The following is a 24,933-nucleotide window of genomic DNA, read 5'->3' as shown; positions in this document are numbered from 1 at the left end:
AGCGGGCGGCCGGAAGGTGAATGCTAGGCATGATCTAACCCTCGGTCTCTGGCGTCGCGACTGCGAAATTTCGCGAGGGTTTCCGAGAAGGTGATTGCGCTTCGCAGATCTCCAGGCGCGTGGGTGCGGACGTAGTCAGCGCCATTGCCGATCGCGTGAAGTTCCGCCGCAAGGCTCGCTGGACCCAGATCCTTTACAGGAAGGCCAACGGTGGCGCCCAAGAAGGATTTCCGCGACACCGAGACCAATAGCGGAAGCCCCAACGCCGACTTCAGCTTTTGAAGGTTCGACAGCACGTGCAGCGATGTTTCCGGTGCGGGGCTCAAGAAAAATCCCATCCCCGGATCGAGGATGAGCCGGTCGGCAGCGACCCCGCTCCGTCGCAAGGCGGAAACCCGCGCCTCGAAGAACCGCACAATCTCGTCGAGCGCGTCTTCGGGTCGAAGGTGACCGGTGCGGGTGGCGATGCCATCCCGCTGCGCTGAGTGCATAACCACCAGCCTGCAGTCCGCCTCAGCAATATCGGGATAGAGCGCAGGGTCAGGAAATCCTTGGATATCGTTCAGGTAGCCCACGCCGCGCTTGAGCGCATAGCGCTGGGTTTCCGGTTGGAAGCTGTCGATTGAAACACGGTGCATCTGATCGGACAGGGCGTCTAAGAGCGGCGCAATACGTCTGATCTCATCGGCCGGCGATACAGGCCTCGCGTCCGGATGGCTGGCGGCCGGTCCGACATCCACGACGTCTGATCCGACTCGCAGCATTTCGATCGCCGCGGTGACAGCGCCGGCGGGGTCTAGCCGCCGGCTCTCATCGAAGAAGGAGTCCTCGGTGAGATTCAGAATGCCGAACACCGTCACCATGGCGTCGGCCTCCGCAGCGACTTCCACGATGGGGATCGGGCGAGCAAAAAGGCAGCAATTATGAGCCCCATACCTACAAAGCCCCACGCATCAAGCTTTTGCCCATGAAGCAACCAGGCAATGGCTGTAATTATGACGACGCCGAGTCCCGACCAGACTGCATAAGCAACACCGACAGGGATGGATTTCAGAACCAGAGAAAGAAAATAAAATGCGATGCCATAACCGATTATGACAACGGCGGAAGGGGCAAGCTTAGTAAAGCCCTCGCTAGATTTTAATGCGGATGTTGCGATTACTTCGCCAACTATTGCGATAACAAGAAAAAGCCAGCCTTTCATGATATATCTCCCAATTTGTGTAGGGCTTATTATGCACGCTTAAAAATAATAAAAGCAGACTTGACCTGATAGTTTGGCTGTGAGCAATTATGTGCTTAGTGCATCTAACGCTTGAGTTAAGCCGCGCCGCGAAGCGGCGTCGGCTTGAACGAATTGTTAGACATTATTTGCCGACTACCTTGGTGATCTCGCCTTTCACGTAGTGAACAAATTCTTCCAACTGATCTGCGCGCGAGGCCAAGCGATCTTCTTCTTGTCCAAGATAAGCCTGTCTAGCTTCAAGTATGACGGGCTGATACTGGGCCGGCAGGCGCTCCATTGCCCAGTCGGCAGCGACATCCTTCGGCGCGATTTTGCCGGTTACTGCGCTGTACCAAATGCGGGACAACGTAAGCACTACATTTCGCTCATCGCCAGCCCAGTCGGGCGGCGAGTTCCATAGCGTTAAGGTTTCATTTAGCGCCTCAAATAGATCCTGTTCAGGAACCGGATCAAAGAGTTCCTCCGCCGCTGGACCTACCAAGGCAACGCTATGTTCTCTTGCTTTTGTCAGCAAGATAGCCAGATCAATGTCGATCGTGGCTGGCTCGAAGATACCTGCAAGAATGTCATTGCGCTGCCATTCTCCAAATTGCAGTTCGCGCTTAGCTGGATAACGCCACGGAATGATGTCGTCGTGCACAACAATGGTGACTTCTACAGCGCGGAGAATCTCGCTCTCTCCAGGGGAAGCCGAAGTTTCCAAAAGGTCGTTGATCAAAGCTCGCCGCGTTGTTTCATCAAGCCTTACGGTCACCGTAACCAGCAAATCAATATCACTGTGTGGCTTCAGGCCGCCATCCACTGCGGAGCCGTACAAATGTACGGCCAGCAACGTCGGTTCGAGATGGCGCTCGATGACGCCAACTACCTCTGATAGTTGAGTCGATACTTCGGCGATCACCACTTCCCTCATGATGTTTAACTTTGTTTTAGGGCGACTGCCCTGCTGCGTAACATCGTTGCTGCTCCATAACATCAAACATCGACCCACGGCGTAACGCGCTTGCTGCTTGGATGCCCGAGGCATAGACTGTACAAAAAAACAGTCATAACAAGCCATGAAAACCGCCACTGCGCCGTTACCACCGCTGCGTTCGGTCAAGGTTCTGGACCAGTTGCGTGAGCGCATACGCTACTTGCATTACAGCTTACCAACCGAACAGGCTTATGTCCACTGGGTTCGTGCCTTCATCCGTTTCCACGGTGTGCGTCACCCGGCAACCTTGGGCAGCAGCGAAGTCGAGGCATTTCTGTCCTGGCTGGCGAACGAGCGCAAGGTTTCGGTCTCCACGCATCGTCAGGCATTGGCGGCCTTGCTGTTCTTCTACGGCAAGGTGCTGTGCACGGATCTGCCCTGGCTTCAGGAGATCGGAAGACCTCGGCCGTCGCGGCGCTTGCCGGTGGTGCTGACCCCGGATGAAGTGGTTCGCATCCTCGGTTTTCTGGAAGGCGAGCATCGTTTGTTCGCCCAGCTTCTGTATGGAACGGGCATGCGGATCAGTGAGGGTTTGCAACTGCGGGTCAAGGATCTGGATTTCGATCACGGCACGATCATCGTGCGGGAGGGCAAGGGCTCCAAGGATCGGGCCTTGATGTTACCCGAGAGCTTGGCACCCAGCCTGCGCGAGCAGCTGTCGCGTGCACGGGCATGGTGGCTGAAGGACCAGGCCGAGGGCCGCAGCGGCGTTGCGCTTCCCGACGCCCTTGAGCGGAAGTATCCGCGCGCCGGGCATTCCTGGCCGTGGTTCTGGGTTTTTGCGCAGCACACGCATTCGACCGATCCACGGAGCGGTGTCGTGCGTCGCCATCACATGTATGACCAGACCTTTCAGCGCGCCTTCAAACGTGCCGTAGAACAAGCAGGCATCACGAAGCCCGCCACACCGCACACCCTCCGCCACTCGTTCGCGACGGCCTTGCTCCGCAGCGGTTACGACATTCGAACCGTGCAGGATCTGCTCGGCCATTCCGACGTCTCTACGACGATGATTTACACGCATGTGCTGAAAGTTGGCGGTGCCGGAGTGCGCTCACCGCTTGATGCGCTGCCGCCCCTCACTAGTGAGAGGTAGGGCAGCGCAAGTCAATCCTGGCGGATTCACTACCCCTGCGCGAAGGCCATCGGTGCCGCATCGAACGGCCGGTTGCGGAAAGTCCTCCCTGCGTCCGCTGATGGCCGGCAGCAGCCCGTCGTTGCCTGATGGATCCAACCCCTCCGCTGCTATAGTGCAGTCGGCTTCTGACGTTCAGTGCAGCCGTCTTCTGAAAACGACAAAAAGCCCGCGATTAAGCGGGTTTTTCGTTCTCATAAACCTATCTCAAAACCTAATTCTCAATTAGACTGCTATTTATGACTTTTGAGAAAACAGGGGGGCTTATGGAAAACTGCGAACTTGAGCAACGGCGTTCGGATGCTGCTGGCCAGGACAAGTGTTATTCGGGTAAGCGGATTAAATGGTTGATCTTACCTTTGCATGAGAGTGAGACAGACCGGCATCTCATCGGATTATCTGGTTGATGCTTCACCTACTGCTGGTGCATGTTTCCTTCGCTAATTCCAGCAAGAACCCCACACGCCTCAACTTCCCGGTCATCGTTGCAACTCGCTCTCAGTGAAACGAGTTGTTTCTCAAGCGCTTGCAGAGCGGTTATCTGCGACCGCACATGAGAGATGTGATCATCGAGCAAGGCGTTGACGGCGGTACAAGGCTGATGAGGGTCGTCCTCATAGCTCTGTAGTTCGTGAATCTCAGCCAGTGACAGGCCCAGGATTCTGCAGCGACGGATGAAGGCCAGCCCCTCACCATGCTTCTCGGTATAGACACGGTAACCGTTGTCCTGCCGATCAGGCGGCGGCAACAAGCCCTGCTGTTCATAGAAGCGGATCGTCTGTGTTTCGACCCCTACCAACTGCGCCAACTGACCAATGCGCATCAGCCTCCTCCCCAACGGATTCTTTACTCTATTGACCTTATAGTAGCTTTATAGTTTTAAATGGTACCACAACATTGTTCAAGTGGAGTCGTATCATGAGCAAATCCTGTGGTGGCGCCTGTGGCGGTGATGCAACGTCCGCAGCGGATACCGATATACAGGCCTCCTCCGAGGCGCCAGGGAGATGGGTCAGTGTTTATGCCGTGCCGAAGATGGACTGTCCATCAGAAGAACGAATGATTCGCCTAGCCCTGAACGGCTTTGAGGAAATTCGGGCGCTGTCCTTCGACTTGTCGAACCGCCGGCTGAAGGTCGTGCATGACGGCGAGGTCGAGCCCGTCACCTCGAAACTGAAGACCTTGGGGCTAGGCGCCTCGCTTCAGGAAACCGTCGCTGCAAATCCGGAGACCATCAAGGCCGCCGAGTTTTCGGCAGCTTCTGCTAAGCAAGAATCCGGGACCCTGCGCTGGTTGCTCGGCATCAATGCACTTCTGTTCGTGGTGGAAATGACTGCCGGTCTGATCGCCCGGTCCACCGGCCTGATTGGAGAATCCCTGGACAATTTTGCCGATGCGGCGGGGTAATCCCCCCATTTATAGCAATTGCCAGAAGTAGGAAGGCTACGCGGCCATGGCGAGCCGCTGTTTTGGGGTAAATCCGCCCAGAGCCATATTTGGGCGCTCGTGATTGTAGGACCACATCCACTGCGTGGCGACGCGTTGTACATGGTCCAGATCGTCCCAATGATATTGGGACAGCCATTCGTAGCGCACGGTCCTGTTGAACCGTTCGACGTAGGCATTCTGTTGGGGCTTGCCCGGTTGGATGTATTCGAGCTTTATGCCCCATGCTCCGGCCCAATCGACAATTGCCGCGCTCAGGTATTCGGGACCGTTATCGCACCGAATGGCCAAGGGCTTTCCTCGCCAGCCAATGATCTGCTTGAGCGTGCGAATCACACGCTCCGAAGGCAGCGAGAAGTCGACCTCGATGCCCAGCGCCTCGCGGTTAAAGTCATCGATCACGTTCAGCACTCGGATGCTACGTCCATCGGCAAGTTGGTCATGCATGAAGTCCATCGACCACACCTGGTTGACCTGGGTCGGTACCGTCAACGGCTCGGGCGTCTGCCGAACCAGCCGTTTGCGCGGTTTGATACGCAGGTTCAGTTCGAGCTCGCGATAGATCCGGTACACGCGCTTGTGGTTCCACTGGAAGCCGCGGACATTCCGCAGGTACAGAAAGCACAGCCCAAAGCCCCAGGTGCGGTGGTTGTCCGTCAGGCGAAGCAGCCAGTTTGCGATCTCCTCGTTCTCGGCGTCGGTCTTGGCGACGTACCGATAGCAGGTCTGGCTAATGCTGAACGCCTCGCAAGCCATCCGGATCGATACGCCGCGATCTTGCACGGCATGTCGGGCCATCTCGCGGCGGCGAGATGGCCTCACCACTTTTTTTCTAGCGCCTCCGCCACGATCTCGGCCTTGAGCTTCTCTTCGACGTACATCTTGCGCAGCCGGGCGTTCTCGGCCTCCAGCTCCTTCATGCGCGCCATCAGCGATACGTCCATGCCGCCGTACTTCGATCGCCACTTGTAGAACGTCGCCGAGCTGATGCCCAGCTCTCGACACAGCTCAGGAACGGCAAGACCAGCCTCCACGCGCTTGATGGCTTCAATGATCTGGCTATCCGTAAATCTCGACTTCTTCATGCGGTAGAACTCCTCAACGAGAAAATTCTACTTCTGACCCCATCGCTTTTGCGGGGGGATTACCGCGGTGTACGGGCTTGCCCTTTATGCGGTTGGACATAGCGTGAAAATGCAGGCACGTGCCGCGCATCTTGCTGGTGTACTGCAACTGATCTTGGCTGTGGGCGTGCTCGTAGAGGTGGTGAGACGCTTTGTATTCGGTAGTGAGCCTGAATCGCTGGTGATGATGGCTATCGCATTCGTCGCATTGATTGCCAATACCAGTTGTCTGCTGCTCATATCCAAACATCGGGAAGGCGGGGCGCACATGAAGGCGAGCTGGATATTCTCGGCCAACGACGTGGTGATCAACCTGGGGGTCATCACCGCCGGCGCCCTGGTCGCGTGGACCGGTTCCAATTATCCGGATCTGATTATCGGCACCATCGCGGGGGGCATTGTACTTAACGGTGCCAGACGCATTTTGGCGTTGAAGGGTTAAATAATGCTCATTATTGGCAAAAAGCTCTCGCCGTATGCCCTATTGTCCATATCGGGCCTGCTGGCAGCGTCTGATCAGGCTGTAAAGTGGCTGGTGCAGCAATCAATGGCCTATGGCGAGTATGTTTCGGTGACCCCGTTCTTTAACTGGGTGCACCTATGGAACACCGGTGCCGTATTCAGTCTTTTTGCGAATGGTGGAGGCTGGCAGCGCTACTTTTTTATCGGAATCGCGGTAGTGGTCTCGATTTTTCTGATCAAGCTGATCCTTGAAAATCGTCATAAAGGAGAAGCCATCGCTTACAGTCTTATCCTCGGTGGCGCCATGGGCAACCTGATTGACCGGGTCTTTCGCGGCTATGTTGTGGATTCCTTTGATTTCTATTGGCGAGACTGGCATTGGCCAGCCTTCAACCTGGCTGATATTGCAATTGTCCTCGGTGCCTTACTTTTCGTTTCCAGCAGCTTGTTGGGTAAAAAAGCAAACACCAATGCCGAGCCGGATGGATCTGACTGACACCTACCGGGCAGCGGTCAAGGCTGTGCTGCCCCAGGCCCGTATCGTGGTCGATAAGTTCCATGTGGTGCGCATGGCCAACGATGCCCTAGAGAGAGTGCGCAAGGGCCTCAGAAAGGAGCTGAAACCCTCCCAGAGCCGAAACCTCAAGGGAGACCGGAAAATCCTGCTGAAACGCGCTCACGAAGTCTCAGACCGGGAGCGCCTCATCATGGAGACCTGGACAGGCGCGTTCCCGCAACTGCTGGCCGCCTACGAGCACAAGGAGCGCTTCTACGGCATCTGGGACGCCACCACACGGCTCCAGGCAGAAGCCGCCATGGACGAGTGGATAGCCACCATCCCGAAGGGCCAAAAGGAAGTCTGGAGCGATCTGGTCAGGGCAGTGGGAAACTGGCGCGAAGAGACCATGACCTACTTCGAGACGGACATGCCCGTCACCAACGCTTACACGGAGTCCATCAACCGACTGGCCAAGGACAAGAACCGTGAAGGGCGCGGTTACTCCTTCGAGGTGATGCGGGCACGAAAGCTCTACACCACGAAGCACAAGAAGAAGGCACCGACTGCGAAGGTCTCTCCTTTCTACAAGAAAACCATCGGTTACGGACTGCCGGACTTCGCAGAGGAACTCAACTACGGAGTCGATCTATCAACCATCTGAGGGTGGTATCAGATTGATGGGGTGAAGGTGCCCCATCAACCATTAAATCCGTATACCCAAAAACTAAAGCTGAAGATTTAGTAACAAGGTAAGTAACACGATTGAAGATTAACACTTTTTCGTTTCTGAGCAACGGATGTAACACGCTTAGTAACACAGGCCTACAACCTGACGTTACCGTCATCCAAAACCAGGGCGACTTTCGCATGGATTGAGGCAGTTAAAGCTCGCTCATAAAAGCGGGCTCTAACTGCGCTCAATGACCTAACTCTCTATTCTTTAAAACGCTGCACTAAATAATAAAGCGCTGGAAGCACCACCAACGTCAGCAATGTTGACGATACAATACCGCCAATAACCACTGTCGCTAACGGCCGCTGCACTTCGGCACCCACACCGCTATTAAACGCCATCGGAACAAAGCCCAGGCTCGCTACCAGCGCCGTCATTAGTACCGGACGTAACCGCTGTTGTGCACCTTCAAACACCGCATCTCTCAGGGGGAGCCCGTCACGTAATAGTTGCCGTATAAACGTCAGCATCACCACGCCGTTTAAGACAGCCACACCGGATAGCGCAATGAAGCCAACCGCAGCTGAAATGGATAACGGCATGTCACGCAGTGCCAGAGCGAATATGCCACCGGTTAGCGCCAGCGGCACACCAGTGAAGATCACTAAGGCGCTACTGATCGAGTTAAAGGCACTGTATAGCAAACCGATAATCAGTAATAATGCCAACGGAACAACCAGACTGAGCCGCTGCGACGCTGACTGCAGCTGTTCAAAAGTTCCGCCATAATTGACCCAGTAACCGGCCGGCAAGTTAACCTCAGCGTTTATCGCGTCTTGCACATCGGCAACAAACGACCCTAAATCCCGATCTTCGACATTTGCACTCACGATGACATTGCGCTTGCCACTCTCACGGTTAATTTGGTTTGGTCCGCTTTTTAAGCTCAACTCAGCTATCTCGCCTAACGGCACGTACTGCAGCTCCGGGTTATCCGCAGAAACATCCACCGGCAGCGACTTCAGCTGTTCAATGCTATCGCGCCAATCGTCATTCAGACGCACCATAAGCTTAAACCGCTTATCACCTTCGTAAATAATTCCAGCCTGAACACCGCCAACTGCGGCTTGTATTGCGCTTTGTACGTCCGCCACCGTTAAGCCAAGCAGGGCCAAATGATCACGTTTAGGATGGACAGAAAGCGTTGATAAGCCCGTCATTTGTTCGACGCGAACATCGGCGGCACCATCAACTTTTCGGATGACGGATGCAGCTGAATCGCCGAGCTGCTTTAATGTCTGCAAGTCGTCACCATAGATACGAACCCCCAAATCGGCTCTCACCCCAGCGATAAGTTCGTTAAAACGCATTTCAATGGGCTGCGTGAACTCGTACTTATTACCGGGCAGCTCTTGCACAGCGGTTCGTATTTCCGCAACCAATTGCTCTTTGGGTTTCTCTGGGTTTGGCCAGTCCTTGCGCTCCTTCAAAATAATAAAAGTATCCGCGACGCTCGGTGGCATCGGGTCAGTCGCAACATCCGGGGTACCAATTTTCGAGAACACCAATTTTACTTCATCAAACTCCGAGACCACAGACTCTACGTCTTTTTGCATGTCGATGGATTGTTGCAGTCCTGTCCCCGGAATACGCAGCGCATGCATTGCAATATCGCCTTCATCCAGTTGAGGTAAGAACTCAGTTCCCATGCGACTGGCCTGAAACATGGACACCGCAAATAGGCCAAAGCCAATCAAAATAATGACAACCGGAAGCTTCAGTGTCTGCCGTAAAACCGGCTGATACACTTTGCGCGCCGCCCGCATGATGCGGTTTTCACCGTGCTGAATGTTGCCACGCACAAATATTGCAATAGCCGCGGGTACAAAAGTCACCGAGAAAATAAGCGCCCCTAGCAATGCCGCTACCACTGTGAAAGCCATCGGGTGGAACATCTTTCCTTCGACCCCACTTAGGGCGAATATCGGCAAGTACACCAGCATAATAATAAGCACCCCAAATACCGCAGGGTTAAATACCTCACGAGTACTATGAGTGACTTCAATTAAACGCTCTTTAGTAGTCAGTACCCTGCCTAAGCGTTGCTGTGCATTTCCAAGCCGTCGCAACGCGTTTTCAACCACAATAACCGCACCATCGACAATAATGCCAAAGTCAATTGCCCCCAAGCTCATCAGGTTACCGGACACTTTGTTGGCAACCATACCGCTAACAGCAAATAGCATACTTAACGGAATGACACAGGCGGTAATTAGCGCTGCCCGGACATTCCCGAGTAGTATAAACAGCACAACAATGACCAGTACCGCCCCTTCAAACAAGTTTTTCTCGACCGTTGCAATGGTTTTATCAACGAGAGAAGTACGGTTATACACCGTTTCAATCAACACTCCGTCGGGTAAGCTTCGTTGCACTTCGTCAATTTTATCTGCAACATTCTGGGCAACAATACGACTGTTCTCACCAATCAACATCATGGCGGTGCCTAATACCACTTCGCTCTCGCCCGAGGTTGCCGCACCAGTGCGTAATTGCTCTCCCAGTTTGACCTCAGCAACATCGCTGACGCGCACTGGCGCATCATCACGCTTGGTTATGACCACATTTCGAATCTCATCAAGCGTTTTGAGCTGACCGGGCGAGCGCACAAGCCACTGTTCACCATTTTTCTCAATGTAACCAGCCCCCGCATTCCTGTTGTTCAGCTCTAACGCTTTGAACAAGTCCTGCATAGTCACTTTGTAAGCCAGCATGCGGCCCGGGATTGGTGCTACCTGGTATTGTTTTTCGTAACCACCAACGCTATTAATTTCCGTCACGCCCGGCACTTTGACCAGCTGTGGTTTAATGATCCAGTCTTGAATGGTACGTAACTGCTCTGGCGTATAAGGCTTGCCATTGGCGTTAGTCGCCCCCTCTTCAGCACGCACCACGTAATTCACGATCTCCCCCAGACCAGACGCAATAGGTCCCATAGTAGGCTCTATGCCTTGTGGTACTTCACCTCTGACCTTTTGTAATCGCTCACTGATTTGCTGTCTAGCCCAATAAATATCGGTACCTTCTTCGAATACTACGGTCACCTGCGACAGTCCATACCGTGAGATCGAGCGCGTATAGTCCAGTTTGGGTAAGCCCGCCATCGCTGTTTCTACCGGATACGAAATTCGTTGTTCCGTTTCTAAAGGTGAATAGCCTGGCGCTTCTGAATTTATCTGTACCTGAACATTGGTAATATCGGGCACGGCGTCTATAGGCAGCTTTAGCGTACTGTAGATACCAGCGGCAGCAACTAAAAGGGTTGCTGCGAGCACCAGCCACCGACGCTCAACCACAAAGCGAATGAGTGCATCTATCATTGTTGAATCTCCCTAGTGGCTGTGGCCAGCACCTTGTTTGAGAATGTCAGCTTTGATCAAATAGCTATTCTCAACGACATAACGTTCGCCGCCTTCTAAACCTGATAAAACCTCGGTAAATTCGCCATCCGTCCGGCCTAACTTAAGGCTACGGGCTTCAAAACGGTTACCTTCCTGAACAAACACCACCGGTTTATCTTCTAAGCGCTGAATCGCGTCGTTATCGACTGCTAAGCTTGCGGTAAAAATGTCGGTAACCGCGTCAGCTTTGACGTGCATGCCTGGCCGCCAATGGCCTGACTCATTCGGCAACTGCACACGCGCCCGAGCGATATGTCCGCCGCTCATTTTAGGGGATATATAAGACACAACACCCTCAACGGTCTTGTGATTATGCAGGTCGTAAACGAAGGCCGTTTGATTCTCTCGCAGAGACTCAATGTCTTCCGGAAACGCTGAGAGCTCCACCCAAACCGATGAAGAATCCAAGATTTCAAATAACGGCTTTTGCTCTACCACTTCGCCGATATTGGTATATCGCTCGGTGATTTCGCCGTTAATTGGGCTTTTCACCGCAAACGCCGTGCCGGTAGTAACATTCTCAACCACCGCAAGCGTTTGCCCTGATTTCACCACATCACCGATATTCACCGGTAGCGAAGTGACAAGACCTTTATACTTGGCGCCGACATGCACGATGTTATTGTTATTGGGTGCAATAACACCAAACATCGTTTGCTTTACGTTAATCTCCTGCGACCCAGCTTTGGCTATGGTTATTTCAGCATTTTTTATGGCCACATCGCTCAAGTTTGTATGAGGTGCTTCGTGTTCTGAATGTTGCTCTTGCGAGGCAACTGCAGACATTGAAAAAACAGCGACACTGATTATCGCAATCACTGACTGCTTAAGTTTCATGGTTGTACTCCTAAAAATGGCTGTCCTGTCATGCGCTCAAGTTGGATCATGTCACTGTAGATCGCATGCGCTCGGGATAATTTTTCATACTCAAGTTTGGCGAGCTCTGTCTGGGCATCTAGCACCTGAAGCAAGGAATGCGTACCTCGCGCGTAACCCTGTCGAGTTTGTTCCAATAGCTGTTCAGATAATGGCAGTAGGCGCTGTGTCACCTTTTGCAGGTAGTCTTGGTGAGTATGTAAGCTATGCACTAAAGAAAGCGCCACAGATTTCAGTTGTTGTCGGACCTGCTTCTGTTGTGCGAGGTTCGATTGATACAATATACGGCGTTGCTTAATACGGCCCACATTAGGATTGCTTAACTGCAATGGCATTGAGGCCTGAACGGTAAAACCGGCATCATTTAATTGGTTGTCATAACGGGCACCGATACCAACAGTCACATCCGCAACAGAATCTGCCTTTAACGCATTCGCTTGAGCTTGCAAAAGCTGCTCAGAGTCTAGCAACCGCAAGTATTCCGGAGCCCGATTAACGGCCGTGAGCACTTCCCCCCTTGCAGGTAACGCCAACGGGAATGCAAAACGTCCTGAGACCAAGTCAAAATCGATGTCGCCTGCCCACATTGACGCCAACTCGACTTTCTGCTGCTTGAGCTTACCCTTTAACTCATCAGAAAAGGCGTATTGGCGCTCTAATTCTAGCTGAATGCGGATAACCTCAGATTTCGGCACCGCTCCGGCTGATACCCGTTCTTTCGCTATGGTGAGTAGGCGTTCAGTTCGCTCTAACTGGCGAGCACTGATGAGCGCCAATTGCTGTAACTTCAAAACTTCATAGAAACGTTGTGTCGCTTCAGCTAACACTTCAACTCGGCGGTACTCATATTCCGCTTGCTGGGCTTTTTCATTCGCCGTGGCAGCATCCACTCGCAACTGCCTTTTATCCCCTAGCTCAATAAGCTGAGAAAAAGACACCGTCAACTGGGCGTTACTGATCCCCCCAAACTCACCAGAGCCCGCTAAGTTTTCAACTTCCGCTGACAAGGTCGGGTTGGGTGAAAACTCAGCCTGTTCAACCATCGCGGCGGCAGCACGTATTTTGTAATCGTATTCAAGTAATTCAGGGTTGTTTTTTAACGTTTTCTGTAACGCCTCTTCCAGCGTTAACTCGGTTGTAGCAGCATGTGCCTCTGACAATAGAACGCCAAGACATAAGGCTGCCACAAAGCTTAAGTACTTCATGTAGCTTCTCCATTAACTTAAAGATTTAGAAATTAAAGTTAACGGTTACACGTTTGGTGGAGGGACCGGTGGTTGATGAGTCAGGCTTTGACCAAATGTTGAAGATTTTGAATTAGAAGCCACGATGACTGGTGTTACGGAAACAAACACTCCGTAGCCAGTAATACAGCTTATATGGGCGTGAAATTGATGCTCGTGATCGATGTCCGCTTGCGCGTCGTTGGTCTGTTGATGTTCGGCAGCATGGTCTGCGTCAAAGACAATATCCACACTTTGATGATTGGTGTCTTCCACGTGCCCAGCCGCCGACGCACAGGTAAAAAAACTGTGTATCAATACGACGGTGATAAGCAACCAAGATAATTTCATGGTGGGCACTTTATCAAATCATTTTCCAAAAGACCAGTTGTCAGTTAACTAAGGATTGCATTCTTTAGAGAAGTTTATAAAGAGACTGTAAAAGATTTTGTGTAAATGGTGTAACTACCCCGCAAAATAATACAGCTCGCTCGTAGAATTTCTTTTAAACTAAAGCAAAGGAGTTTTACGATGAGCAAACGCATGACTGAAAGCCAAATTGTGGCGATTTAAAAGAAGCCGAAGCCGGGATGCCGGTGAAAGATATTTGCCGTAAGTACGGCATCGGTAATTCAACGTTTTACAAATGGCGCGAAAAATACGGTGGTATGGAAGCGTCTGATGTGCGCCGCTTAAAAGAACTGGAAGAAGAAAACCGCCGGCTTAAGCAGATGTATGCTGTGCTGAGCCTCAAGTCACAAATGCAAGAAGACATAATAAAAAAGCTCTAGCACCTGTGGCAGAACGGAAAACCTGGGCACGCGAGTTGCAGGTGCAGTATAACGCGAGCGTTGTAAAGTGCTGTGATGTAGTTGGCATTAGCCGTACCGCTTACTATTACGAGCCAAAATTGACCGATGATGACGAAATCATTGATGCCTTGAATGCTTTAATCGACAAGCACCATCGGTGGGGGGTTCCCGAAGTGCTTTAAACGCCTTCGAAAGCTAGGCCATCGATGGAACCACAAGCGTGTTTATCGCGTTTATACTGAGCTAAAACTGAACCTGCGACGCAAAGGCAAAAAGCGATTACCCAACCGCAACCCAGAGCCATTGGCTGCACCGAATGCATTGGGTAAGTCCTGGTCAATGGACTTTATGAGTGACAGCTTGCACAACAAAGTCAGGTTTCGCACATTTAATGCCATTGATGACTTTAATCGCGAAGTTTTAGGTATCGATATTGCGACCAGCATGCCGTCGTTGCGCGTCATACGCTATCTTGACCAACTTGCTGAGTGGCATGGTTACCCTGAGAAAATTCGGGTTGATAATGGCAGCGAATTCACCTCGGAAGTGTTTGTAAATTGGGTAAAAGCACATGACATTATGATTGATTACATTAAACCTGGTTGCCCATATCAAAACGCCTACATTGAACGATTTAACCGAACTTATCGTGATGATGTACTCGATTGCTACATCTTCAACAACCTGAACGAAGTGAAGCAAATAACCGAAGATTGGATTGAGCTATACAACAACGAACGACCGCACGATTCACTCAATGACATGACGCCATTTGAGTACCGAAATGCGGCATAAATACTCTACGAGATGACTGTGTTAGAAATGGGGTATTTACATTTCTTCCACTATCCTCACACTCATTGTCATCCCGGTATTCTATACGCTGGTGAAACAGCATCGATTAAGGCCTCGTTAATCAACGGATGGTGGATGAGGGGGCACAAGCTGCTGAAACATCTGTTCTTCAGCAGCTTGTGTTATCAGAGCATCATTCCGTGGGTTATCGCCCCATTCAATCGCGTGAGCCACGAAGCCGGAGAGCGTTGAAAACCACCGATGCCGAGCTGAGACTCATTGCGAGTGCGGCGAACATGGGTGAGAGCAGAATACCCGTGAGGGGATACAACACACCGGCTGCGATCGGGACGCCAAGCGCATTGTAGATAAACGCGAAACCCAGATTTTGCTTCATATTAGCGACGGTACTATCGGAAAGGTGCCGTGCGGTGGAGATTCCACGCAAGTCGCCTTTGACCAGGGTTACCTGAGCGCTGTTCATGGCAACGTCTGTACCCGTCCCCATGGCGATACCTACGTTAGCCTTTGCGAGAGCCGGGGCATCGTTAATCCCGTCCCCAGCCATAGCTACAATACAACCTTCAGCTTGAAGCTGTGTGACGAGGTCAAGCTTGTCAGCAGGTTTGACTTCGCCGTGCACTTCGTCGATTCCCAATTCCCTGGCAACAGCGTTAGCCGTTGCAATACCATCGCCGGTTGCCATGATGATACGAATCCCCGCTTGCTGGAGATCTCGCACTGCTTCCAGCGTGCTCTGTTTGATCGGGTCGGAGACAGCCAACAGGCCTGCAAGTTGGCCATCCGAGGCGAGATACATGACACTCGCACCTTTTTCGCGCAATGAGTCGGCGATGTTTGTCAGGTGGGTAACATCAATCCCGTCTTGCTGCATCAGAGCTGTATTGCCCAGGACCAGCGACTTACTATCGACTTGGCCACGAACGCCGATGCCGCTACCTGATTCAAAATCGTCGACTGCACTGAGTGTGAGGCCGCGCTCGCGCGCCGCGTTCACAATAGCTTCGGCAAGTGGATGTTCACTGCCTTGATCGAGGCTCGCTGCAAGACGTAGTACTTCATCGGCAGTTATGTCACCTGCCGGAATTGCTTGTTCAAAAGCCGGACGTCCTTCAGTCAATGTGCCGGTTTTATCAACAATCAGAGTATCGACTTTGCGGAAGTTCTCAATCGCGGCGGCATCGCGAAACAGCACGCCTTGCGTAGCGGCTTTGCCGGTTGCCACCATGATGGACATGGGTGTGGCCAGCCCCAACGCACACGGGCAAGCGATAATCAGCACCGCAACAGCATTTATCAAACCGTACACCCAGCTCGGTTGCGGACCGAAGAATCCCCAAACGAACAGAGTTGTTATGGCGATGACCACTACAGCCATAACGAAGTAACCGGCAACCAAGTCAGCCATGCGCTGCATGGGAGCGCGCGAACGCTGCGCCTGCGCTACGAGCTGCACAATCTGAGAGAGCACTGTGGCAGAACCCACTTTCTCTGCCCGAATCACAAGAGCGCCTGAAGTATTCATCGTCGCGCCAATCACCTTGTCTCCGGGCCGCTTGCTTACGGGGAGTGGCTCTCCGGTCAACATCGACTCATCCAATGAGCTATTACCTTCCTCTACCGTGCCGTCAACCGGGACTTTTTCACCAGGGCGAACGCGCAAGCGATCACCTTCATGTACGTGATTCAAAGGCACATCTTCCTCAGTGCCATCCTTGTTGATCCGCCGTGCTGTCTTAGGCGCCAGACCGAGCAAGGACTTGATGGCAGCTGATGTTTTCGAGCGTGCCCTCAACTCAAGCATTTGACCCAACAATGTCAGCGAAATAATGACAACTGCTGCTTCAAAATAGACTGAAACGCGGCCCATCGACATGAAAGTTTCAGGGAATATGCCCGGTGCTATCGTCGCGATAGTGCTATAGATAAACGCCGCTCCAGTACCAAGGCCTATCAGCGTCCACATGTTCGGGCTGCGGTTCACTACTGATTGCCAGCCCCGTACAAAAAATGGCTGCCCTGCCCACAACACTACCGGTATTGAAAGAACGAGTTCGATCCATGTTTGCACGCTCATGCTGAACCAGCCAAGCTGCGGGCCGAACATAGCAAGTATTGTCACGATGACAGTAAACGGCAGCGTCCACCAGAACCTGCGTGAAAAATCTTTCAACTCTGGATTGTTATCATCATCCAGACTGGGCATCAATGGCTCAAGAGCCATGCCACACTTTGGACAGGTTCCCGGGTGATCTTGCAGGATCTCCGGATGCATAGGGCAAGTGTACGTCGTGCCGGGCTCATGCGGCGTTGTATGTTCCTCCGACTTGGTGGGATCGAGGTACTTTTCCGGGTCATCACGGAATCTACCCAAACACTTGGTGCTGCAAAAATAGAAAGACTTACCCTCATGCTCCATGTGATGGGATGAATTCTCTGTAACTCGCATGCCGCACACGGGATCTGAGAGCGGCGCATCTGTGTGCGACGGATCCACGTGGTGTGGATGTTCTGATTGATTCTGCCTCATAACAACTAATCCTCTCGAGGTATGTGCCAAATTCCGTATATGCGTGCGTATAGCCTCATGACTGCATACATTTACTTCTTTTCAGCACCACTTTAATCCATTGGATGTACTGGTCAACTAAATCCGGACACATTTTTAAACAATAATTCATGGTTAACTGGCGACCTGCCGCCGTTGGCCGAATGTAGTCGCTCCAGGTGGTAGTAACGGATGTAAGCGGCCACATCCCTTTTCATATGTTCACGTGTCGGTTGTGACACTTTAAAGAGCCAATCATGTTTCAGGCTGCCAAAAAATCGTTCAACAACTGCGTTGTCCCAGCAGGCGCCAACGTCGCCCATACTCGCTCGCATACCAAAACGCTGAAGCTGCTTCCGGTACCGCTTGCTGGTGTACTGCGACCCGCGGTCGCTATGGAACACCAGCCCCTTGCTCGGCCTGCGCAGGTTGTAAGCCGTAATCAGAGCCCGCAGCACCAAACTGGTGGTCATCGTTTTATCAATTGCCCAGCCCACGATGCGCCGCGAATACAGGTCCATCACAACCACCAGATACATCCAGCCTTCGCCGGTGCGGCAGTAGGTCACATCGCCCGCCCAGATCTGATTCGGGCCCACTGGGTTGAAATTCTGATTCAGCAAATTGCCCGCTACGCTGTCGCTGTGTTTGCGCTTGGTGGTTACTTTGTAAGCCACGCGCTGCGTCACCTTCAAGCCTATTTGATCCATAAGCCGGCGAACCCGGTATCGGCCAATTTCAAAGCCTTCCGCGCGAAGTGCCTTCATCATTTTCCCGCTGCCCAAGCTGGATCTGCTCGCTTTGAACAGTTCCTTGAGCCGGCGGCGAAGCTGCAGCTCTTGAGCGCCAATCAGCTTGCCCGGGCGCTTGCACCAGTCATAGTAAGCCGACTTGCTGACCTTCATAACCCGACACAGAGCCCTGATTGGGTAGTTGCCATGGTGATTGGGGGTCGCAAAAGTAAACGGGTATACCAATTTCTTTTGTTAGATCAGCATGCTTAGCCAGTTCCATACCGCGATCCCAGGTGAGCGATTTCCGGTATTCTGCCGGCATCTGCTTAAATATTTTTAACAGTGCCCGGTAAACCGACTCCGCGTCTTTGCCAGCTAATTTCAATAGGATAGTTACAAGCTATTTCCCGTAAAGTACCAACGATAAAACCGTCACTCACTACATATCCGAAAATCGATTCGCAGTGTGCACCATTCGTTTAATTTCATTTTCTTCAACGTTTTTTACTGTTTCTAACAGCTCTTTTGCGCTGTCTATATCAACACGGGAATATAGGTGTTCATACAACTCAATGACTTGCTCATGATGGTTTACAATGTTCTCCATAATGTGATCAGTATCTAACTCTTTAAAAGGCGAATCACAGTGTCCATGCTCAACGATGGGATGTTTCCCAATATAGTCATAACACCAAGTGTCTAATGCATTTCGGTTTGCTGTACTCAAAAAACCTTCGACCATTCGCTCTAAGCTAGCCTCATGACCCGACACGTAGTTTAGAATCATCCGAGCTCGTTCATCTTGGTTTTGTTTAGAGCAGTGAGTAACACACTCCTTCAGGTTTTTGTGGAAATCAACGGTCCAACTCAGCACATCTTTGATTGTTTCTATTTGCATTTTTTACTCGTTACCTATAATTAATCGTTACTTTCGTTTGCTTTTGTTAACTGGCGGACTTCTGTGACAACTCCACGGTGTATGTTCCGAATTATCTTTAATATTTTGGTCAATAAACTTGTAGTACTCTTCTTTCAGATGAGTCCACCACCCACTATTTATTTCAACACCAAACTTCCTGAGCTTTTCCTCTATAACATTGAGATCCACTTTAGAGGCATCATAAGCTACCAATAACAAGTTACGCTCAGAGTCATAGGCAACTCTATCGAGACCAACCAAGCGATCGATTTCGTTAATCGCTTCGCCAATTTTTTTCACACTCTCAGTGTTTAGCTTTAATGTGCGATTGACTAAGTTAATTTCCCGCACTCCTGCTCTATGATCGTTATTTGACATCAATACTGTCCTGTTAATTAAAACTACCAATACGTTTCAGGCAACATTTGCTCGGTGTTAACTTTGTAACGAAAGCTCTTTATTAGTGGCTGCTCGTTTCTCGTGAACCCAGAACAATTCATCGATTGGCGAGATAGAAACTAATCCCTCGTTAGATACCCCAGTATGGGCCGCTTCAACTACCAAGAGGGCAACATCACGCGCATCATCACTGTTCACATAAACTTCAAGCTGTACGTGATCAACTAAGTGATCATCGTTATAGCTATCGAAGTAGTAACCCCGTCCTCGCACAGGAAACAGCGTAAAGCCGCTAACGCCACGGCCGATGAGAGCCTCTTCCACTGAGTCTTGTCGAAGTTGATCAAAAATAGCGGTAATTTTAGATAGGTTCATATACCCCCCTAAAAGCCCTAAAACATATAGCTTATGGACTGTGTTTAGTCTAGTTACTTAAATTTCGAGAAAATCTAGAGTTGTAATTTAGTAGTGCTATTTCGGAGGGTAGTAAATATCGAAGAGTATTTGCTTCACATCAGCTTTATAAGACAAGGGATGTGGCAAGTTTCTAGGAGAGTTTATCGAGGTGTCGAATTGAATAAATACTAGAGGTGAGTTCGCAGAGTTACACTCTTCATCCATAGAGCATTTATCAGCTACGCAGCAATAACAGTCGTCAATGATAGATTGCTCACTTTCATCGCAATGAAAGTTATCTTTGCTTTCGTTGCTAACATCCATATGGCTAACACTTTTTTCGTGCTGTACATTGGAAGCATTGTTATAAGGAGGAGCGGCTGGGAAGGATAGCTGTATCACTATTCCTAACATAAGCACAACTAAAAATTTTGCTTGAAACATATGTGCGCTCCTATTGCCATGCTATAAATTAGCATACTACCCCCTGCACATCATTGATCGAGATCAAAGATGCGCAGGTGATATTTACAGAGTAAGGTATCATCTAACCTTAACGTCTTTCTTTCGCCACAAATAGTAAACAGCAGGTAATACGAGCAAGGTTAAGATAACAGCGCTGATCATTCCTCCAACCATTGGCGCCGCTATTCTACTAACCACCTCAGCCCCAGTCCCTGTACTAAACATTATAGGCAATAAACCAGCAATTGTAGAAACGGCCGTCATCATGACTGGGCGAACACGAAGTCCTGCCCCTTCCATTACGGCAAGAGAGAGACCCTCTTTCGTTAATGCTTTACCATGCTCTAACTGACTTTTTTCATATTCATTATAGGACTGGTTTAGGTAAGTCAGCATTAGTATTCCTATTTCTACAGTGACACCTGCTAGAGCTATAAAACCAACCGCTACAGCAACTGAGAAATTATAATCTAAAAGATACATTAGCCAGATTGCCCCCACCAATGCGAGAGGCAAAGTTCCCAATATAATGGCTATTTCTGTAGCGTTTCGAAAGTTCATATATAAAAGAACGATAATAATCGCGAGCGTTAACGGAATCACGTAAGTCAGTTTTTCCTTTGCCCTTTCCATATATTCGTACTGCCCGGACCAGGTAACTGAATACCCTGCTGGCAACTCGAGTTCTTGTTCTACAACCTTCATTGCTTTTTCAACATAAGTGCCGACATCAACTCCCTCAATGTCGACAAAAGTCCAGCCATTAAGTCTTGCGTTTTCGCTTTTAATTGCCGGCGGTCCAAGTTCAACGTAGACATCAGCCACATCCGCCAAACTAATACGCTGCCCGTTTGGCGTAACTAAAGGTAGCTTCTTTAATTCTTCCGGCGAATCACGGTAATCTTGAGGGTAGCGCAAGTTTATTGGGTAACGTTCAAGCCCTTCAATGGTCTCTGAAACATTCATTCCGCCAATAGCCGTGGCAACAACCTGCTGAACATCCTCAATGTTCAAGCCATAACGTGCAGCCTGCTCTCTTTTTATGTCGACTTTGACATAGCGTCCACCAGCCACTCGCTCTGAATAAACAGAAGCCGTACCATCGACATCATCAAGTATCGTTTCAAGCTGCTGACCGATCTTCTGAATTTCATTAAGATCAGCTCCGGCAACTTTTATACCTACCGGCGTTTTTATACCTGTCGATAACATATCAATGCGAGTTTTAATGGGGTAAACCCACGCATTGGTCAGCCCCGGAAACTTTACAAGCGCATCCAGTTCTTTTTTCAACTTCTCAGTGGTCATACCGTCTCTCCACTGATCTTTCGGTTTCAGTTGAATAAAGGTTTCAATCATCGTTAGGGGTGCCGGATCAGTGGCGGTATCCGCTCGACCAATTTTGCCAAAAACCGTCTTCACTTCCGGTACCGTTTTTATGAGCTTGTCGGTTTGCTGCAACAGCTCCCTTGCTTTACCAATTGATAATCCGGGATAGGTAGTGGGCATATACATCAAATCGCCCTCATCCAAATCTGGAATAAATTCACTACCAATTTTGTCAATCGGCCAGACACCAACGGCCAGGATAACAAGCGCTCCGCCAATTGCTGTCTTGGGGTATTTCAAAATGCCTTTTAAAAGCGGTTTATACCCGGCGATCAATAACCGATTAAGCGGGTTTTTCCCCTCAGGTGTTACCTTTCCTCTGATAAAATATCCCATCAACACGGGGATAACGGTAATCGCTAAGGCTGCACTGGCTGCCATTGCGTAAGTTTTCGTGAAAGCAAGCGGAGAAAACATCCGCCCTTCCTGGGCTTCTAAGGTAAATACCGGCATAAAGCTGACGGTAATAATGAGCAAGCTAAAGAAAAGAGCAGGGCCCACCTCTGAAGCAGAGGCGGCAACCACCCGCCAGCGGTTCTCTGCTGTCAGTGGCGTTTTTTCCATATGCTTATGCATATTTTCAATCATGACGATGGCACCATCGAGCATAGCGCCAATAGCGATTGCGATCCCTCCAAGTGACATAATATTCGCGTTAATTCCTTGCCAATACATGACAATAAACGCGGTTAAAATACCCAAAGGCAAGCTGATAACGGCAACCAGCGAGGAGCGGACATGGAAGAGAAATATCACACAGATAAACGCGACAATAGCGAGTTCTTCTACTACACTTTTCCAGAGACTTTCCACGGCATCCGAGATAAGCCCCGAACGATCATAGACAGTGACTATATCGACACCTTCTGGTAGCCCAGACTTTAATTCTTCCAACTTTTGTTTAACGCCATCAATCGTTTTTTGGGCATTTTCTCCGAAACGCATTACCACAATACCACCCACGGTTTCTCCCTCACCGTTGAGTTCGGCGATACCGCGTCTCATTTGGGGGCCCACACCCACATCAGCAACGTCTTTAAGTAATAATGGCGTGCCATTTTCATCAACGCCAAGCGGGATACTCTCTAAGTCTGACACACTATCAATATAGCCTGAGGCCCGGACCATATACTCAGCTTCCGCCATTTCAACCACCGACGCCCCCACTTCCCGATTGCCTCGCTGGATAGCATTTTGTATGTGAGCAAGAGGAATATTGAATGCGCGCAGCTTCTCCGGATCCACTTTCACCTGGTACTGCTTTACCATCCCGCCGAGGGCGGCAACTTCCGAAACCCCCTCGACCGTTTGCAGTTCATACTTTAAAAACCAATCCTGCATACTGCGTAACTCACTCAAATTGTGGTTACCCGTGCGATCAACCAAGGCATACAAATACACCCAACCAACCCCTGTTGCATCAGGGCCTAATTGCGGTCTTGCATTAGAAGGCAGTTTCGGAGCAACCTGAGACAAATATTCCAGTACTCGCGAACGCGCCCAGTAAGCGTCTGTATCTTCGTCAAAAATGATATACACATAGGAGTCGCTGTAAAACGAATATCCACGGACGGTTTTAGCGCCGGGGACAGACAGCATAGCGGTTGTTAATGGATAGGTTACTTGATCTTCTACCACCTGCGGCGCTTGACCCGGATAGCTGGTTTTAATGATCACCTGGACATCCGACAAGTCCGGCAGTGCGTCTACGGGCGTATTCTTAACCGCAAAAGCACCAACACCCACGAGGATTAATGTCGCCAGAAGAACGAAAAAACGGTTACTCACTGACCATCGAATGACTGACTTAATCATGGTTATGCTCCTGCTCTGTCACTTGTTTTTGCTCAGGAATATGAATCGATGTGAGCTGGTACTGTTGCTTCCCGACTTGCGTTATTTCCGCATGCAAGGATAACCCCGTGCTAAGCTGAGAAAGTTCAACATCCGAAGCAACATCGAAGTCCATCGTCATTGCAGGCCAGTCCCATTCAGAAATCTCACCGTGCTCCAGCGTAACCATCGAGTGTTGAGGCATAACATTTTTAACGGTTGCTTCAACCCAGACAGCTTGAGCTGTTGTGTCACTTGACATGCTGCCATGGCTCTCGTTATCAACATGCGTGTCATGTTGCATGCGCTTAAAGTCAGAGGACTTACTGGACTCAGAATCAATCAAAAACTGAGCTGAAGTAACGATGTCATCACCTGCCATGAGACCCGATAAAATTTCAACTCGCGAGCTCCCTAACCGCCCAACATCAACATTAACTGATTTAAATTTCCCATCACCCAGTGCCAGGACAACTCGGTTCGAATCACCCATTCGGATAAGCGCTTCTTTAGGGATGATTAAGTTTTTGTCGCCTAAACCAGCCTTAATGTTAAGATTCGCAAACATGCCCGGTTTTAAAAAACCATCTGGGTTATCGAAGTGAATTCGAACTTGTCCCGTCCGAGTTTTAGGGTTAAGTGACGGATAGACATAATCAACCTTTCCTTGCCACTCTTTACCTGGAGCATACTCAAGGTTCATTTGAACGTCATTGCCTACCTCAACCTGGTTCAATTGCCGCTCAAAGACTTCTGCAATAACCCAAATTTTATCCAGTTGAGCAATGGTCATTAAATTCATACTCGGCGTTACAAACGCACCTTCACGCACAGTCAGTCTATCCAATACCCCGGACTGCTTTGCTTTTACCGTGATTGTTTTCTGAATTTTACGAGTTTCTTTTAACTTTTTAATCTCAGATTCAGAGACTTGCAGAGCTCTTAAGCGTTCTTCAGCGGCATCAATTAGCACCTGATTACCTCTTTGCGAGGCCAATACAAGCTCCTCTTGCGCATTAACCATTTCAGGAGAGTAAATACTGTATAAAGGCTCGCCGGCTTTAACCGAGTTACCAACCGCTTTTACGAAAAGCTTCTCAATCCAGCCTTCAACACGAGGACTTACTGTTAATACTCGGTCCTCATCAAACTGAACATAGCCAACTGTTTCGATATCTAGGTTGAGTCTCGAGGACGTGACGGTTGCAGTTGTAACCCCAAGGTTATTAATAACGTCGGGATCAATTCTCACCGTACCAGGTGAACTCTCTTCTGCATCATCGCCATAGTAAGGAATAAGGTCCATCCCCATTGGAGACTTTCCTGGTTTGTCTCGACGATAATTGGGATCCATCGGAGCCACCCAATATAACGGCTCTTTTTCTGCATTGCCCGATGAACGATCAGACACTTCAGTCGATTGCATTACATAGCCAATAGCGCCAGCGCCAACTGCAAAGCCTACAGCTAAACTTATAAGAGATTTGGTGACTGTTTTCAT

At 50.3% G+C, this 24,933-nt stretch carries 17 protein-coding genes and 7 pseudogenes; 6 read left to right on the top strand and 18 right to left on the bottom strand.

The genetic code is table 11. The annotated features are described in order from the left end of the window. Positions 1-23: 23 nt before the first annotated feature. The 3 genes and pseudogenes from sul1 to aadA1 form a co-directional block, all read right to left on the bottom strand. Positions 24-863, bottom strand: a complete 840-nt coding sequence (gene sul1 / locus AB8S08_RS05605) for a sulfonamide-resistant dihydropteroate synthase Sul1 (protein ID WP_000259031.1) — start codon at positions 861-863, stop codon at positions 24-26. Next, entirely contained in the window at positions 857-1,204 is a 348-nt protein-coding gene (locus AB8S08_RS05600) for a quaternary ammonium compound efflux SMR transporter QacE delta 1 (RefSeq protein WP_000679427.1), read from the bottom strand. Before AB8S08_RS05600 ends, sul1 begins: the two co-directional genes overlap by 7 nt. A 116-nt stretch (positions 1,205-1,320) precedes the next feature. After that, positions 1,321-2,159: pseudogene (aadA1, locus tag AB8S08_RS05595) on the bottom strand (ANT(3'')-Ia family aminoglycoside nucleotidyltransferase AadA1). 145 nt (positions 2,160-2,304) lie between these two features. Between aadA1 and intI1 the strand changes: the two are divergent. Further along, complete coding sequence (intI1, locus tag AB8S08_RS05590; RefSeq protein WP_000845039.1) at positions 2,305-3,318, top strand: class 1 integron integrase IntI1; 1,014 nt, start codon at positions 2,305-2,307, stop codon at positions 3,316-3,318. A 454-nt stretch (positions 3,319-3,772) separates the two neighbouring features. Here the strand turns inward: intI1 and cadR are convergent, their stop codons facing one another. After that, positions 3,773-4,180 carry a Cd(II)/Pb(II)-responsive transcriptional regulator gene (gene cadR, locus AB8S08_RS05585; RefSeq protein WP_009403731.1) on the bottom strand — a complete coding sequence of 136 codons (408 nt, stop codon included), beginning with the start codon at positions 4,178-4,180 and terminating at the stop codon, positions 3,773-3,775. Positions 4,181-4,275: 95 nt separating this feature from the next. Here cadR and AB8S08_RS05580 point away from each other — a divergent pair. Then, positions 4,276-4,758: pseudogene (locus AB8S08_RS05580) on the top strand (sodium:proton antiporter); the annotation flags it as partial. 42 nt (positions 4,759-4,800) lie between these two features. Here AB8S08_RS05580 and AB8S08_RS05575 read toward each other — a convergent pair. Beyond that, positions 4,801-5,888 (bottom strand): IS3 family transposase gene (locus AB8S08_RS05575; RefSeq protein ID WP_153950439.1). Its coding sequence is split into 2 segments (ribosomal slippage): positions 4,801-5,636 and positions 5,636-5,888, totalling 1,089 coding nucleotides; the frame shifts between segments, so codons are not numbered across the junction. Between the two features lie 64 nt (positions 5,889-5,952). On the opposite strand from AB8S08_RS05575, the pseudogene AB8S08_RS05570 reads away from it, so the two are divergent. From AB8S08_RS05570 to AB8S08_RS05560, 3 genes and pseudogenes are all read left to right on the top strand, one after another. Beyond that, positions 5,953-6,369: pseudogene (locus AB8S08_RS05570) on the top strand (cation transporter); the annotation flags it as partial. Between the two features lie 3 nt (positions 6,370-6,372). Then, positions 6,373-6,885, top strand: a complete 513-nt coding sequence (lspA, locus tag AB8S08_RS05565) for a signal peptidase II (protein WP_369744054.1) — start codon at positions 6,373-6,375, stop codon at positions 6,883-6,885. Further along, positions 6,872-7,549: pseudogene (locus tag AB8S08_RS05560) on the top strand (transposase); the annotation flags it as partial. The gene lspA and the pseudogene AB8S08_RS05560, both read left to right, overlap by 14 nt. 272 nt (positions 7,550-7,821) lie before the next feature. Here AB8S08_RS05560 and AB8S08_RS05555 read toward each other — a convergent pair. From AB8S08_RS05555 to AB8S08_RS05540, 4 genes are read right to left on the bottom strand one after another with little or no spacing between them, the layout of a single operon-like run. Further along, positions 7,822-10,941: an efflux RND transporter permease subunit gene (locus AB8S08_RS05555; protein WP_369744053.1), complete on the bottom strand. Its 3,120-nt coding sequence runs from the start codon at positions 10,939-10,941 to the stop codon at positions 7,822-7,824. A 12-nt stretch (positions 10,942-10,953) separates the two neighbouring features. Beyond that, positions 10,954-11,859, bottom strand: coding sequence for an efflux RND transporter periplasmic adaptor subunit (locus tag AB8S08_RS05550; protein WP_126758673.1), 906 nt, complete (start codon positions 11,857-11,859; stop codon positions 10,954-10,956). Continuing rightward, positions 11,856-13,103 (bottom strand): TolC family protein, encoded by a 1,248-nt coding sequence (locus tag AB8S08_RS05545; RefSeq protein ID WP_369744052.1) that lies wholly within the window; start codon positions 13,101-13,103, stop codon positions 11,856-11,858. The genes AB8S08_RS05550 and AB8S08_RS05545 overlap by 4 nt, the downstream gene beginning before the upstream one ends. Positions 13,104-13,148: 45 nt before the next feature. Further along, positions 13,149-13,472, bottom strand: coding sequence for a hypothetical protein (locus tag AB8S08_RS05540; RefSeq protein WP_369744050.1), 324 nt, complete (start codon positions 13,470-13,472; stop codon positions 13,149-13,151). Between the two features lie 180 nt (positions 13,473-13,652). Here AB8S08_RS05540 and AB8S08_RS05535 point away from each other — a divergent pair. Then, positions 13,653-14,728, top strand: a pseudogene (locus tag AB8S08_RS05535) (IS3 family transposase). A gap of 217 nt (positions 14,729-14,945) precedes the next feature. On the opposite strand, the gene AB8S08_RS05530 reads toward AB8S08_RS05535, so the two are convergent. The 9 genes and pseudogenes from AB8S08_RS05530 to AB8S08_RS05490 all read right to left on the bottom strand — a co-directional run bounded on the left by AB8S08_RS05530 (position 14,946) and on the right by AB8S08_RS05490 (position 24,933). After that, positions 14,946-17,279, bottom strand: coding sequence for a heavy metal translocating P-type ATPase (locus AB8S08_RS05530; protein WP_369744049.1), 2,334 nt, complete (start codon positions 17,277-17,279; stop codon positions 14,946-14,948). 113 nt (positions 17,280-17,392) lie between these two features. Further along, positions 17,393-18,229: pseudogene (locus AB8S08_RS05525) on the bottom strand (IS3 family transposase); the annotation flags it as partial. A gap of 1 nt (position 18,230) precedes the next feature. Next, positions 18,231-18,425 (bottom strand): annotated as a pseudogene (locus AB8S08_RS05520) (transposase); the annotation flags it as partial. A gap of 45 nt (positions 18,426-18,470) precedes the next feature. After that, positions 18,471-18,929: an ATPase gene (locus AB8S08_RS05515; protein ID WP_126758670.1), complete on the bottom strand. Its 459-nt coding sequence runs from the start codon at positions 18,927-18,929 to the stop codon at positions 18,471-18,473. 27 nt (positions 18,930-18,956) lie between these two features. Then, on the bottom strand, positions 18,957-19,328 hold the full coding sequence (locus AB8S08_RS05510; protein WP_369744047.1) for a cation transporter: 372 nt from the start codon (positions 19,326-19,328) through the stop codon (positions 18,957-18,959). Between the two features lie 57 nt (positions 19,329-19,385). Beyond that, positions 19,386-19,724, bottom strand: a complete 339-nt coding sequence (locus AB8S08_RS05505) for a P-II family nitrogen regulator (RefSeq protein ID WP_369744045.1) — start codon at positions 19,722-19,724, stop codon at positions 19,386-19,388. A gap of 96 nt (positions 19,725-19,820) precedes the next feature. Continuing rightward, the gene (locus AB8S08_RS05500) at positions 19,821-20,189 is read right to left on the bottom strand and encodes a hypothetical protein (protein WP_369744043.1); all 369 of its coding nucleotides are present in this window, start codon (positions 20,187-20,189) and stop codon (positions 19,821-19,823) included. A gap of 99 nt (positions 20,190-20,288) precedes the next feature. After that, a complete protein-coding gene (locus AB8S08_RS05495) occupies positions 20,289-23,414 on the bottom strand; it encodes an efflux RND transporter permease subunit (protein WP_369744041.1) in 3,126 nt (1,041 codons plus the stop codon). Further along, entirely contained in the window at positions 23,407-24,933 is a 1,527-nt protein-coding gene (locus AB8S08_RS05490) for an efflux RND transporter periplasmic adaptor subunit (protein ID WP_369744040.1), read from the bottom strand. Before AB8S08_RS05490 ends, AB8S08_RS05495 begins: the two co-directional genes overlap by 8 nt.

The organism is Pseudidiomarina sp. PP-1MA (genome assembly GCF_041200125.1).
GTDB lineage: Bacteria > Pseudomonadota > Gammaproteobacteria > Enterobacterales > Alteromonadaceae > Pseudidiomarina > Pseudidiomarina fusca.
The sequence above is the reverse complement of the archived record's forward strand: the minus strand, read 5'-3'. Positions and strand labels throughout refer to the sequence as shown.